Raw genomic sequence first — 15,152 nt, forward strand, 5'->3', positions numbered from 1 at the left:
TTACAGCGTCAGTTGCCCACGCTCCTCCTCGGTCAACTGCTGCTTCGCCTGTTCATCCAGCGCCCCTGCCCCCAACACCTGCACCGGGCTGTTCGGGTTGTAACCCGGGGCCGGTGCGCGGCTGGCGCCATCGCGGGTCGGCGCGAGTTGTTCGTTGCCGAAACTCAACACCTGCACGGTAAACACCGACGCCTGATTCTGCCGCGACGCTGCTTGCTGCTGACGCGCGACATCTTCCGCCGCTTGCGTGGCCGACGATGCGGCGGAACTGGCCGAGGTGATCGCCCCGGTGTTCACCGCCGACACCACCGGCACACCCGTTGCCTTGCCCTGCACCGAGATGTTCGCGGCGTTGACCACCGTCAGCGCGGCGATGTTGACGTTACCCGACACGCGGATCCCCGCCTCGCCGGCATCGATGGTGCCCAGCGGCGCGATCAGGTCGATGTCGCCGGGCTTCACTTCGGCAATCGGGTTGAGCGTGGCGATACCGGCGCCGGTGCTTGGCACCGACGGCGACAGGGTGACGTTGCCCCAAGTGTCGTAAACCCGTTTCGGCGGGGTGTAGACCACGGTGGTTTTCGAACCGCGACCGGCGTTGATGTCGCCCTCGGCCGACCAGCCGAGGATTGAACCGCCGAACGTGGTCATGATCCGGCTCTGGCCGAGCAGAATGCTGCCCTGCGAATAGAGCTGAATGTTGCCCGAACCTTGGGTGATGATCCCCGCCGTCGACGGTGGTGCCGCACCTTCGATGCCGAACACCTGACCGCCGCCCGGGGTGAGCATCTGGATATCGCCGCCGAACAGGGTCTTGACCCCGGCGCCGCCGTACAGCGTGATGTCGCCGTCGTAGCGGATCGGATTGCCGGCCACATCGGTGGTCGGGAACAGCGAAGCAATGGCGTTGCGACCACGCAGGTAACTGCCTTTGCGCGGGCCATCGACATCGTTGTATTCCAGGCCACCGGCGCGCAGTTCGGCGAAGTACACCTGGCGGGCAAAGATCGCCTGCTCGCCACTTGGCAGCGCGGCGTAGAACGCCTGTGCCTGTTCGGCGTTGCCGCTGAAGCCGTAGCCCAAGGTCAGCCAGCTCTGCAATTCGTCCTGGTAACTCTTGACCACTTTGCCCGGTTGCGCGCTGAGGGCTGCGTCCGCGCTCGCCACGTTCTGCGGGTTCAGGTAGTGCGCGATAAACCGCGAATAATCCGGCCCCTGCGCGCCCGCGCCGGCCTGCAAGACCACGCTGGCCCCCGGACGCTGATCACCGGCCAGCAACGAGCCAAGGCTGGTGATGCTGGCACGGTCCTCCATCAGAATATTGCGCCCGGCATTGATCTCCAGCGTGCCGGGACCGGCGACGTCGAAGCTGCTGTAAAGGATGTCGCGCCCGGCCGACACTCTCGACACATCCCTCGGGTCGTTATGCACGAACAGGTTGCCGGTGGAGTAAATCGTGTCCTTGGTGGTGCCGACGCCATCTTTCGGCGAAATCGTCGGTTGGCCCAGGTTGGTGCCAGAGGCGACGATGTCGCGACCGGCCATCATCCACACCGGCCCGGCTGCTTCGTACCAGGTTCGCTGCGAATCGCTTGCACGCAGTGACTCGCCACTGCGGATGCCGACCAGATCGCCGGTCAACGCGTAGATTCGCGCCGGCCCCATGACATCGCTGAGGCCGGAGTACGAGTTGCTGCCGAAGGCGAACAATGGGAAGCGCAGATTCGGTTCTGCGGCGACACCATCGCTGCCGCTGTTGGAGATGAACGGGATTTGCGCCGAGTTGCTGGCATAGCCGTTGAATGCCGGCGCAAACGGCGTGGCAATCGCCAGTGGACTGGCCCCGGACTGGTTGATCGCATAGCCGCCGGCATAAATCGAATCACCGGCCAACAGCTCCAGCTGACCTGAAGCCGAAGGCGCCAACAGCAGCGAGTAAGCGGTGGCGGGAGCGGTATTGCCGACGCTGTAAGCCGCCGATGAACCTGCGTAGATCGAGCCTTGACCGGCGACGGCGCGCAGAATCGACGGATAAACAAAACGACTGTCAGTCGGTGAAGTGTTCTGCCCTTTGATGGGCCCGTTGGTGTCCGTCTCGGCCAACTGGGTACTCGGCGTGAGGTTGCCACCCGCCGAGAACAGATCGATGGCCGTGTGCTCGGTCCACAGCGAGAAGCCACTCAAAATCCCGCCCTGGCTGACGTTCCCCGCCTCGTCAAACAGCGGCGTGGCGTTCTGCAAACGCACGCGGCCCGGGTCCGCCGCGCCGCCCAGGACCAGATCGCCACGGGTGTTGATGCGCATGCCCGAATCGCCGGGGATCAGCACCAGCCCGCCGGAGGCATTGCCGGTGGTCGCGGTAAACGGGTCCAGCGCGCGGGTTTCCCGAGCATCATGCAACACGCTGTTGGCGCCATATTGCAGATTGATGCCGCCGACCGCACTGCCACTCACCTGTGCCGCGCCGCGCAGGTTGATCAGCGCGCCTTGCAGATCATGCTTGGGTGGCGTGATCCCATTGTTGCCGGCGCGCGCTTGCAGGGACGGATTGAGCGAACCACCGATGCGAATGTCCATGTCGCCGCCACCGGTCAATTGCAGACTACCGTCGCTGCCGACACGACCGGTGCTACCCACCGCCACGATCAGGCCCTGGCTGCGTGGGTTGGTCCGCGCATCCCCCATCGGCCTGAGCATGCCGGCATCTTCTCCGGCGCGCAGGCTGATGTTGCCACCGCCCAAAGTGCCAAAACCGGTGAAGCCCACCAGGTACGGCGCCGCGTCCATGTCGGCGTCGGGCAGCGGCTGCGTCGCATAGCTGCCGAAATTGATCCACCAGGCGGTCGGCACGTCATCACTGCCGGTGCCCTGACGCCATAACCAGTTGCCCACCGCCACGCCAGGCACCTGTTCACGGTAACCGCCGGTATTGGCGGTTTTTCGCCCAAGAGTGTCACCGGAGACAGAGCCGCCGGCATTGATCGTCAGGTTGCCGCCGAGCTGCGGATACCAGGCTTGATAGAGACTGTCGGTGCCACCGTTGACCCATTTTTCCACGTCGCCACCGGCACTGCCCAATACCGAATCCTTGTCCGACAAGCGTCCGCGCATCTGCTTGAAGCGCGGATCGACATCGGCCGACTGGGTGCCAGCGGTGTACACACCAAACGGCGAAGCCATGCTCAGATTGCCGGCAGCGAGCAAATCAAGATCGCCGGTACCGGTACGCAGGACACTGAACATCTGGCTGTGGATGCTGGCGCTTTTCGCCGGATTGCTCTCGACGCACACCTCGGGGTAACTGTCGCACAGCGTCAGGTATTCCTCGGGAATCGGCGCGTAATCCTGAAAGCCGAACTGGTTGCCGGGGGCCCAGGTCCAGCGCGCCATCGGGGCGCAGGCACCGGGATCGGTTTCGCAGAGAATCAGGTATTCCTCGGGCACCGGTTCGAAGGCGGGGAAACCGTACTGGTTGGTTTCCGACCACACCGCGCGTGGATTGCCTTCGGTGATCTTCGCACCGTAATGAGTGTCCGCCAGACGCAAATTGCCCTCGGTGGTGAGCGGTTTCACCGCACGACTATCGGCGGCGGAAAGATCCGCCCCCGCCACCGCGCGGATCGACCACGACGAACTGCCCGACGGCAACATGCTCGCCAGTGCCCAGTTGGCGCCCTGCTGTGTGCCATTGAATCCACGCAACTCGACAAACGCGGCGCCGTCAGCGAGCACCACATTGGTCATCGACGGAATCAACGAACCGCGCAACAGCGCCAGAGAACTGCTCAACATCAAATTCTTGCTGCTGCCGGTGTCGGCATCGAAGGCGCCCGGCAACGGCACACCTTTGGGCCAGTTCATCGCCTTCAACGCGGTGTTGCGATTCAAGCGAATCCCGGCACCCAGTCGGCTGCTGGCCGGCACGGTCAGGTCACTGTCGAGCAGTGTTCCGGCGGCATACAAAAGATTGCCCGAGGCGTCATGCACCGCCCCCGCGAGCACGGTGCCGGCACTGAAGGTGTACGGCGCGGCCAGCTCCACCTGAACCGGCAACAGCGTACCGCTGACCAACGTCGTGTCCTGAATCGGCAAATCGTAATTGAGGGTCACGCCCGACGGGAATTGCGTGCCCGGCGCCAGCGTCACCCCGCTCCCCGGTACAACCAGATCGCCGCCGAATGGCTGCACGCCTGGCAACAGTTTCCAGCCAGCGTCGTCGACGGTCTCCGGTGGCGGCGCGAAACCGTCGTTGATGCTGCCGTAAATATCAAGATTGCCGCCGGCACGGATCACCAGGCTGGCGGATTCACCGGAACCGTAGACGCCATCGACTTTGCCCGTGTGCCGATTGAGGCTGGCGTAGCGGTAGCGCGACAGATCGATATCACCCTCCACCACCAGGTCGCCGTCCGCTGTCTTGCTGGCGATCTCCACGCCGGGGCGCAGGTGGAAGGCATCGGCGTAGGTCGCGTTGTTCAGACCCGCCAGCTTGCGTTGCAACAGATCGGCGTTTGTCAGCGCGGCGTCGATGAACGTGGTGTTGTCGCCGTCGATGCGGGTCAACAGCGCCTGATCGATCACCTGATACGGCCGGCCACTGACCGCCGGATCGACACCATCACGCGCATCGGTGTAACGGCGCGTGCCATTGAGGCCGATGGAACGCGCGCCCTGAATATTGACCGTGCCGCTGGCATCGATGGCGATGTCGCCGGCGCCCAGACGCGGCGCGTTGAGCTCCAGGGTGCCGCGCAACATCTGATCATTCTGCCCGGCGAGAAAGCCCGGCACTGCATCGGTGCCATGGCGCAAGTCGATGCGCGTACCGGACGCCAGGGTCAACACCCCGGCCCCGGAATTCAGCTCGACCATGGCCCGGTTTGGCGCGTCGATGATCTTGCCGTAACTGTCGACCCGCAGTACGCGGCCGTGGGCATCGAGCACACTGTCGCCGGCCAGGGTCAGGCCGTTCTGCGCCGCCAGACGAATGCTGCCGACCCGTTCGCCACTGGCATCGATCAAGCCATTGACCGTCAGGCTGCCATTGTCCACCGAGACATTGACCTCGCCGGCCTTGAGCCCGTCACCGATCAACAGATCACCTTGCTTGAGTTGCAGACTGCGACTGCCGAACACTTTGCCTGCGTTCAAGCGTTGGTTGAGTGCCGCGAACTGGGCGCTCGCCTCACCGCCCAGTTGCTGCGCGCGAATGTCCACGCCACCGGCCTTGTACGGCACCAGCGTGCCGCCGGCATCGTAATAACCGCTGCTGGCACCGAGAATCTCGCCCTGCAGATCGACGATGCCGGCATCCGCTGCCAAGGCAACGGCGCTGAGGTTGCCGGCCTGATTGTTTTTCGCCGACAGATCGATGCGCGAGCCAGCGAGCTGGCGTATATCGCCTGCGGCGCTCAACAGCGACACATCGCCTCCCCAGCTGTACTTGCTCACGTCGTTGAACGGCAAAGTGCGTCCGGCCATGTCCAGTTGCGCGCCGCCGGCCAGGGTCAAGTCGTGCTCGGCCTTGGCCGTGAGCTTGCCGCTGGCCAACGCGATGCGGCTGTCGAGCACAATGTCGCGGGCTTGCAGATTGAGTTCTGCGCCGAGGGCATCGGCCACGCCAGCAGCACCGGCACCGCTGAGCGTGAGCCTGTTGCCAGCCTTGAGCAGGTTGACCGACGCCGCTTCACCGGTGAGCAACGGTGTGCGCAGCGTGAGATTGCCGCCGCTGTAGGCATAGCCTTTGACCGGATCGAAGGCGCCCTGCTGTTGATACACCGCCAGGCTGCCCTTGTGATTAGCGGTGATGCGCTCGCTGGCGCTCAGATTGACGTTGGCAAAACCCAGCGCCAACCGGTTGTTCTGATCGAGGCCGTTGGCTTGTGGCATCGGGCCGTAACCCAATTCGATGCGTTGTGCCTGAATATCCAGCGTGCCGCTACCAGTACCGGCGCCGCCGTTGATCACACTGCCCGGATCCTGAGTGGCGCCGTTCCAGATCAGTTGGGCGGTGCGGATCGTCGCCACATCGTCGGCATCGCCCGCGCCGTAAATCGCCGGGGTGGCGAGCACCAGGTTCTGCAATTTGCTCTGACCGGTCTGCGCATCGAACGTATCGAGGGTCACGCTGCCGTACAGATTGAAGGCATCGCGCGTGGTCAGGCTCAGCGTCTCCAGGGCTGGCGCACCAAACTGATTATCGCCGCGCAGCAAACGATCCAGCACATTCTGGTTCAAGGTCAGACCGGCCGGCACACGGTTGCCTGCGGCGGCCAAGGCCTCGGCACTACCGGCGTTGACCGCGCCGACTGCCAGAGCCAGATGACGCGTGCCGAAACGCACGGCTTCACCGAGTTCGAACTGGTTGTCCGTCGCGGCGGTGATGCTGCCATTGGAATACAACAGCGCCGGACTGCTGCAAACCGCCACGGCGCAGGTGCCGATGCGAATGCTGCCGGCGCCGGTGAAACCGCCGCCCGCCTCCGGCGCCAGGACATTGGTCCAGCCGTTCGACACCACCACCACGCTGGACGCGCCCGGTTGATAGATGTACCCGACCGTCGAGTCATACGCCACGTTGCCGCGCCCCAGAGCGTTGATCCCAGCGCCCGCTTCAACGGTGATGCCGCCATTGATCGAGTTGGTACGCAACAACACTTCCGGTGCCGCCAACTGCGCACCGTCACGCAGGACGATGCTGGCGGTGTCGCCGGTGAAGCCAATGATATTGCCCGCCGTGCTGTAGCTGACGGTCGGCATCGCACCGATGGTCAAACGCCCGGCGTTGAGGTTATTGAGCGTGTCGGCATACAGCGAAATGCCGCTGAAGCCCTCGGTGGGCGCCTGCCCGGTGCCGAGAATTTCAAAACTGCTGCGCGCGTTGCCGCTGCGCACCACGGCCGTTCCGACCAGCCCGCCCGCCGCAGCGTCGAACCGCGCCTGGCCCTTGAACAACAACGCGACATCCTGCTCGCCACCGTCAACCAGGCGCAGATCCAGCGTCTTGCCGTCCTGCGGTGCCAACGCTCGAGGCACCCCGCGCCGCACCGCATCGCTCTGGATGAATTGGCTGAGACTGGTTTCGTTGTATTGCGAGTAACGGCGCAGTACATCGGCCGAGGTCAGAATGACCTGTTTGGCCAGACTGTCCCGCTGGCCGGTGTTGGCAATCGACAACTGTCCGCTGCCGGTCCATGAACCGTTACGCAGTGGCAGCGCGCCCGTGGTTGTGCCCGCTGTCGCCTGACCATTGACCTCGACCCGGAAGGCGCCCGGCAGCAACGCGAACGTCGACGGCAACAACGTATAAGTACCCGCTGCCAGCCCCGGAACCCCGGCGCCGAGGGTGATCTGCTGGCCAATGCGCGGATCCACCGCGCCCGCCTCGGCCAGCACTGGCGCGTAGGCGCTTTGATTACCCGGCACGATGGCATACACGGGATTGCTGGCCAGCCCCGGCAGGCTGAAGGTGCCGTCGGTGGCATTGCGCACTAGCGGGTTGAACCGCGCATCCGTGGAACCACCGCGCCCGGAAACAAAACCGGCGCCGCGCAAATCGCCACCGCCGGACAGATCGATGACCGCACCGCTCTGCACATCAATGAACTGGGTGCTCATCGACACACCCGATGTTTCACCGGTGATGCCATTCAACACCACCGATTTGCCGCCAAAGCGGTAGTCGATACCGTCCGTGGTGCCACCGTACGGCATGACCAGCCCGGCGCCGCTGACCGACGTCAGACTGCCCGGCAGCAACCGCACTTCGCGGGTGGTGGTCAGCAGGTCATCGCCGAGGACAATCTTGCCCAGCGGCGCACGCAACACGCCCCCCTGTTCAATGTGCGCGGCCGAGAACGTCAACTGGCCAAACGCTGAGTACGGCGCGGCCGCCGGCGCCGGGCCGTGACCGCCGATCCGCAGGGTATGCTCGGCCACCGCCTGCGCGCCCTGATACCCGACACGCACTTCAGCCTGCACATCAGTAGCGGGGTAAATCTGCGCCGCACTCAAGTTCAAATCGCCCGGCGTCCACAGTCGGCTTTTCTGATCGCCATCGGTTGGCGCCAGGAAGCGCAGATCACCACGGCTATCGAGGCTGACGTCAGCAAATGCGCGGCGACTGTATTCGGCGGCCGGCGCCTTGAGTTGCAGGATCGAACCTTGCGTGCCGAACGACAGGCTGTTGCCCACATCCAGCAGGTTCGCCGTCGCGCTGAAGCGAGCGTCCGACAGTTTACCGGTCGGGTTGTTGGTCGGGCGTGGGCGCACGGTGCCGACCACACTGTAATAGCTGCCGACACCGGACAAGCGCAGGTACGGCGCCTGCAAATCGACCCGTGCGGTGCCTTTGGAAGACTCGGCAAGGGACAGCGCACCGGCATACAGGCTCAGACTTTGATTCATGTGCAGATTGACGTCACCGTCGAACGACAACAAGCCGTTGCTCAACAAGCTCAGGATGTCGAAACCGCCGGACATCAGGCTGTCGGCATGCAGCCGCGCCTGACCATAACGCAGACCGGTATCGCTCTCGCCCGGACGCAAACCGGCTGCAAGTATCTGCTCCGTCGCGCGCTGATCAATGATCAACTCTCGAGGTGCGCGAACGTTGTTGTCCGCCGATTCGAGGTACAACGGCGTCTCCAGCGCCACCTCCAGACGACCGCCCGCCGCGCCGACACCGCCCGCTGCTGCACGCAGGTCACCCTCGATAAACAGACCCTTGTAAGAGCCGATGCCAATGCGCCCGCCGTCAGTCGCCACGCGCGTCGGTCCCTGGCCAGCGATATCCAGCAGTGCCTCGGCACCGGAGGCATCCAGCCGCGCACCTTGCCGCACAATCACGTAAGCATCGGCGGCGGTGGCCGTGGCGAGTCTCGCGTCGATCTCACCGCCGAGAATGATGCTGCCGCCCTTGCCGACCTGCCCATAGGTGCGACCCAAGGCATCGACTGCCGTGTTGGCTCGCCCGGCCACGTCCAGCACCGCATGCTCGCCGACCCAGATCGAACGGTCATGCGCGTTCGGGTCGGCCAACTGATTGGAGGTGGCCGGTTTGATCGAGCCGAACTGTTGCTGGCGAATATCGATCGTGCCGCCCCAGGCGTTGAGTGCACCGTCAACGGTGATCTGTCCGGCGCCGCGCAGCTTGATGCTCTGACCCGGATCGACGCTGATACGCGAATCGCGGCCCAGGGTCAGCGTGCTGTTGGCCGCGTCGATCAGGTTGATCAGGCTGGCGCCGCCTTGCAACGTCAGGCTGGCACCGGCGCGTTGCGTCAGCACGCCTTGGGTCGGATTTTCCTGAAACAGCGTTGGCGTCCACAGCTCCAGCGCCGCTTGCGGATCGACACCGCTGGCCATGCCTGGCGCAGCGTCGGCAAAACGGTAAACCGGCATCGTCACCTCGACGGCGGTGCCTTCGGCCACGTCCAGACCACTAAGGCCAATCAGGTTGTATGCGGAGAAGCCTTTTTTGAACAGATCGGCGGACAGCTGCAGCGTGGTGTCGGCCAGCAGCTTGTCGGTCTGGCCAATGAGGATCTTGTTGGCCTGTACCGTAAGGGTGCCGCCACCGGTCACGCCGTAGCCACGCAGATCGCCATCGAGGCGCAAATGCGATTGGCCCGGCGCGGAAATCGCGCTGGACTCCAGCGTCAGATCGCCACCCTTGCCGCCCCGGGTCTTGCCGTTGGCGAGTACCGCGCCGCCGGAAGAAACGTCGAGCAGACTGCCAGCACCGATATCGATATCGCCACTGCTACGGATCGAGATCAAACCACCGTTGAGGGAGGCCAGGCTCGCGCCATCATCCGGGTCGGTGCGCAGATTGCTCCACACTCCACGGGTATCCAGTTGCACGCCGGCAGCCACGAGGACTTGCGTCGCCTTGTCGGCTTTCGCCGTGAGCCGAGTGTCGCTGCTCTCGGAGCCGGTGAACTGATTGAGAACGTTGCCCAGTCGCAGACTGCCGCCACGCGTCGTCAGGTCGGCGCCGACCTGCACATCCGGGGCATACAAGGTGATATCGCCACCGGCATCGACGATGAGCGCGCCGTCAACGACAACCTGATCCCTGGCCGCCACTTTAAGCGCGCCGAGACGGAAACCGTTGAGCTGCTGGTTATCGAGATACAACGTGCCCTTGCGCGCCTGCGACACGGCGCCGGCCAGATCCTGATCATTGTTGGCCACCGGTCGTTCGCCGCCGATCTGCACCTGGTCCAGCAACGGATTGAGCGCATACAACACCCCGCCCGCTGCCGCCACATACGCCGGGTCATAACTGCCAACAATCAATTGCGCGCGGCGTGCCAGTGCGGTCTGGCTCTGCTCATAACCGTCGAGCACCGGCTTCGGCGCCTGGTTCTGCCGCTCGCCCTGATACACCTCGCCGAGCATCTGCCCGTCGAGCGCGGCGTTGGCCGTGGCAATCACCAGTTGCCCGGCGTCACGGCCCACGGTGTAACCCGACTCGAAACGCGAACGCGGGGCAATCAGCGGGTTGTAGAAATAGCGGGTCTGGCCCCAGCGTTCGCTACTGTCCTCGAAACCTTTGTACAGCCCGGTGTAAAGCACATCACCCGGCGCACGCGACACTTCATACAGCTTGCCGTCCGCACCGCGCAGCCAGCTCTGGCGGATTTCGCCGCTTTGCACATCCAGGGTGCCGCCGGACAAATTGATCAACGAGCCCTTCTCGGTGACCACATCGTTGCCGGCAAAGCTCACCGTACCGCCCTGCGCCATCCACTCGCCGACGCTGTGCGCCTGGGTGCCGAGATAACCGCCGACTTCAAGCAATCCGCCAGCGGTGTACCAGCGATCCGTGGCATAACCGTTGGTGCCCGCCGGCACGTAAACCAGCTCACGCACATCGACCCAGATATCGTTGCTGTTGAGCGCGCCTTTGTCGCGGTTGACCGAGGCGTCGCGCTGCTCGTTGCCTTGCACGTTGATCTTGATGTTGTTGTTTTCCATCGCCACTTTGACGCCGAGGGCACCCGAGACATCGATCATCGCGCCGTCGCGCACCAGACTGCGACGCTGCGCGCTCACTGCCACCTGGCCACCGGTGGCGAGAGTGATGGAGCCATTCTGGAACTCGACGCTGCCGCCGCTCTGCATCTCGATGCGCGACTGATCGCCACGAATGCGGTTGTTCGCAGTGACCGCGCTGAGGGCGGCCTGATGCTGACTGTCGAGCGCCGTCAGATCGCTGCTGTCGAGCATGATCGCCGTGGCACTGCCTTGCGCCAGGGTGACACTGCCGCCGCTGTCGCTCGCGGGATTGGACAAGTGAATCGTGCCGCGAGACGCCACTGAGGTGCTGGCGAGCAATACGCCGTTCTGCACGACTTCGTGGCCGGTCAGAGTGATGTCGCCAGTGGCGGCCTGAATCAAGCCGTTGTTGCTGACCTTGCCGCTGACATCGCCGGCCTTGAAGCCCGGCGTGACTTCGTTGCCGAACGTGGTCGACAGCGCATTGCCCTCGGTGCCCGCGCCTTTGCGGATGTAGAAGCGGTCACCGGCGCCGAGCACGGTCTGGCCCTTGGCGGTGCTGATATTGCCATCGTTCTGCACTTCGCTGCCGAGCAGCAAGGCATAACCACCGGCATCGGTCGACGTCGCCGGTTTGTGCGTCGTGATGCTCGCGCCGCGCTCCACCAACACCTTGCCGGCGGCATCGGTGAAGGTCGGCTGAGTGGCGCTGCTGTCGAAATACAGGCCACGGTCGCGGAACTGGATATCGGTGATGTTGGCAGCCGCGGCCACCAGGTTGCGTACATTGACCTGACTGCTGCCACTGAAGACGATGCCGTTGCGGTTGATCAGCATTACCGTGCCGTCGCCCTTGATCTGGCCCTGAATCTGACTGGCCCGTGCGTTCGGGTCGTTGACCCGGTTGAGCACCGCCCAGTTCGCCTGCTGGGCGAACTCAACGCTGGTGTTGCGCCCGACGTTGAAGGTTTCCCAGTTGAGGATGGCCTTGTCGGCGGTCTGCTCGATCGTCACCGTGGTCTTGCCGTCAGCCTTGGTTTGCTGCGGGCCTTTGGCGTTCTGCCAACCTTGGGTGAGGCTGTTATCGACCTTCAGACCGCCCTCGCCCAGACCGTCCGGGACAAACTGCACCGAACCCAGCGCAGCGGCACGACCGGCCGCCTGAGCCGCCTGCTGCGCGGCAATCGCGGCGACCGTGTTGTTCAAGGTCTGGATCGAGCGCTGCAATTGCTGATTGGCTTTTTGCTGCTGCGCCAGGGGTGGCGTCATCCCCGGCAAGCCGCCAGTGCTCGGCCGTGCGGCAGCGGCTTGCTGCGCGGCACCCTTGGCGGCGAACCAGTTGGAGCTGAACGCCGTTGCCGCGTGCGCATTGCCCGCCACCAGACACAACGCCACCGCTTGCGCCAGCGGTTTGAGCAACCACAGCGCCGGCTCCACGGCTTCACGTTTGAACGACTGGACGTTGGTACGACGGGATGGGCGAGCGAGCATCACTACGAGATCCTTTTTGGTTGCCACACTTTGGTTGCCACACATGCCGCAGGCGTGCAAAAACCTGCTGTTACGTCATAGGCAGTTGGCGGCGGTCGCGACCGAACGGATGTCACACAAACTTCATGTTGGGGGAGTATTCGCGCCGGGCCGTTCTGCGCCTTCAAAAAAAATGGCAGCCCTATATGGGGCTGCCATCGGTTTGGCGGCAGTCACTTTTAAAGAGGACGACCGATGCCGTTGCACACGGCCGGGTTGTTGATGTCGAGGTTGTTGCCGGTGGTGTTGGTGATGAAGTTGGCAGTGACGGCGTTTTTCCAGCTCAGTGGCATCACCAGTAACTTGTGCGCCACCACCGCGGCATTGTTGCCAGGATTGCTGTAGTGGGTGGTCAGGAAGGCACGAATCTCGTTGGCCACGTTGGCATCCCTGTAGCACTGCCCGATGATCAAATTGCTGTAGGCGACCATTTTGTAGCCGTTGACAGGGTTCGCCACCACGGGCGACCAATTGGCGGGATTGGCTGCCTGAGACGCTGACGCCGGTGGCGCAACCGACGACAGTCCGAGCGCGACGTTGATCAGGGTTGGCAACACACCATTAAGACGCGCAACGACAGTGTTATCGCTCACCAGTACACCGTCCGGGCCGGAGTAACCGATTGAGCCGTCGACCTGATTGATCGTAGGCAGGACATCACTGTCGCTCGACACGCCGACCCAGTTGCTCGGCACTGTCGAACCTGACGGCTGGCGCGCCGCAGTGAACAGGGAATTGGTCGAGAACTTAACCGGGCAAACAGAGTTGAGATGGCGAGTGAGGATTTCCGAGGTGCCGCTGGCGTTGTTCCGGTAGACCACGCGAATCGGTGTGGTGTCGGCAGTCCCCAGTAGCAGCCCCCACGTTGGAGCCTCACCCGACAGCGCCCTGCACAACTGGCTGCTCGTCAGATTGAGATTGCTGATACCGCTTTTCTTATAGGACACGGCGATTGCGGTGCCAACGGATGGTAGTTGAATCAGCGGGCCATAACTGGCGTTAAAAGCGCTCTGGTATTGGCTGATTTCGCTTGCCGTCAGGATCGAATCGCTGCCAGTGAAATGCACAGTGCCTGTAGTACCGAACGGCGCAGCGTTGTTGCTCAAAAACGCCACTTTGCCTGCACCGCTGCCAACACCGGCGTAGCTGAAGTTGGCCGGCAGAATGCTGTCGGCCGAGCCCTTGTACAGCGCGGCAGGCAACGTCGCCCCGCCACCGGTCACCGCCAACGCGTGACCCGACATCAGCGCCGCCGACAGCAGCGCAACCTTTGCAATGTGTTTGTACATGTTCAATCTCCTTATCGAATGCCCCGTAAACCGGGAGGCAAAAAAAATGGCAACCCCGAGGGGCTGCCATTCGTGTTGCGGTGTGAATCGGGCGCCTTACAAAGGACGACCGATGGTGTTGCAGACGCTGGTGTTGTTGATGTTCAGGTTGTAACCGGTAGCGTTGGAAACGAAGGTCTCATACACCTTGGTTTTCCAGGCCGATGGCACAGTCACGAAACCGTGGTTCTTGACGGCCAGGTCGTTGGTGGTGGTGTTGTAGTGAGTGGTCAGGAACGCCTTCACGTCGTTGGCCACGGCTGCATCCTTGTAGCACTGACCGACGATGAGGTTGGTGTAGGCAGCCAGTTTGTAACCGATGGCCGGGTTAGCCACCACTGGCGACCAGCGAGTCGGGTCAGCGGCCAGAGCAGCGGTCGCCGGTGGAGTTACCGAAGCCAGTGCCAGGGCAACGTTGGCCGAGGTCGGCTGTACGTTGTTGATGCGCGAAACCAGGGCGTTGCTGGTGGCGTCCACGCCGTCCGGACCRACATAACCGAGCGAACCATCAACGGCTGCAACGGTAGGCGCCACGTCAGCAGTGCCAGCGACGCCGACCCAGTTCGACGGCAGGGTCGAACCGGCTGGACGGGCGTTGACGAACGTCGAGTTGGTGGTGAACTTGGTTGGGCACACAGCGTTCAGGTGACGGGTGAGGATTTCCGAAGTGCCGCTGGAAACGTTGCGATAAACGATGCGGATCGGCGTGGTGTCAGCAGTGCCCAGCAGGCCGCCCCAAGTGGTCACGGTGCCCGAGAAGGCGTCGCACAGTTGCGCGCTGGTCAGGTTCAGAGCCGTCTGACCGGATTTTTTGTAAGGGATGGCAACCGAAGTGGCCACCGACGGCAGTTGGATCAGCGGACCGTACGAAGCACCGAAAGCGCTGTTGTAGGTGCTGATGTCCGAAGCGCTGAGTACCGAGTCGCTACCGGCGAAGTGCACGGTGCCGGTGGCGCCAAAGCCAGTGGCAACGTTGGTCAGGAACGCCGTTTTACCAGCGCCGCTACCTACAGCGGCGTAGGAGAAGTTGGCTGGCAGGATGCTGTCGGCAGAGCCTTTGTACAGAGCGGCAGGCAGCGTTGCACCACCACCGGTAACGGCCATGGCTTGAGCGGAAGCCAGAGCGGCGACGGTCAGGGAAGCTGCGATCAGAGTGCGCTTGAACATGAAGAATCTCCTTTTCAACTAGGTTTGGGAACACAGGTTTTCGGGTGACTTGCATGACACTGGGAGGACTCACCGGGGCCCTCGCTAGCGTTGGCCTTGGTTAAGTCGCACTGAGAAATTCGC

Annotated in this window: 3 protein-coding genes; all 3 read right to left on the reverse strand. The window is 63.4% G+C overall.

Annotated features, from left to right (window positions below; translation table 11 throughout):
* Positions 1–12,495, reverse strand: coding sequence for a filamentous haemagglutinin family protein (locus tag AC1DVF_RS13705; RefSeq protein WP_477782616.1), 12,495 nt, complete (start codon positions 12,493–12,495; stop codon positions 1–3).
* 218 nt (positions 12,496–12,713) lie between these two features.
* Positions 12,714–13,823 (reverse strand): substrate-binding domain-containing protein, encoded by a 1,110-nt coding sequence (locus AC1DVF_RS13710; protein ID WP_477782617.1) that lies wholly within the window; start codon positions 13,821–13,823, stop codon positions 12,714–12,716.
* 96 nt (positions 13,824–13,919) lie between these two features.
* A complete protein-coding gene (locus tag AC1DVF_RS13715; protein ID WP_099758879.1) occupies positions 13,920–15,029 on the reverse strand; it encodes a substrate-binding domain-containing protein in 1,110 nt (369 codons plus the stop codon).
* Between the last annotated feature and the right edge of the window lie 123 nt (positions 15,030–15,152).

This window comes from Pseudomonas sp. P4_D7, from assembly GCF_056401755.1.

Bases quoted from the DNA above. Each gene is read 5' to 3' on its own strand.
- AC1DVF_RS13710 (WP_477782617.1), bottom strand. From the start codon at position 13,823: ATGTACAAACACATTGCAAAGGTTGCGCTGCTGTCGGCGGCGCTGATG.
- AC1DVF_RS13705 (WP_477782616.1), bottom strand. From the start codon at position 12,495: ATGCTCGCTCGCCCATCCCGTCGTACCAACGTCCAGTCGTTCAAACGT.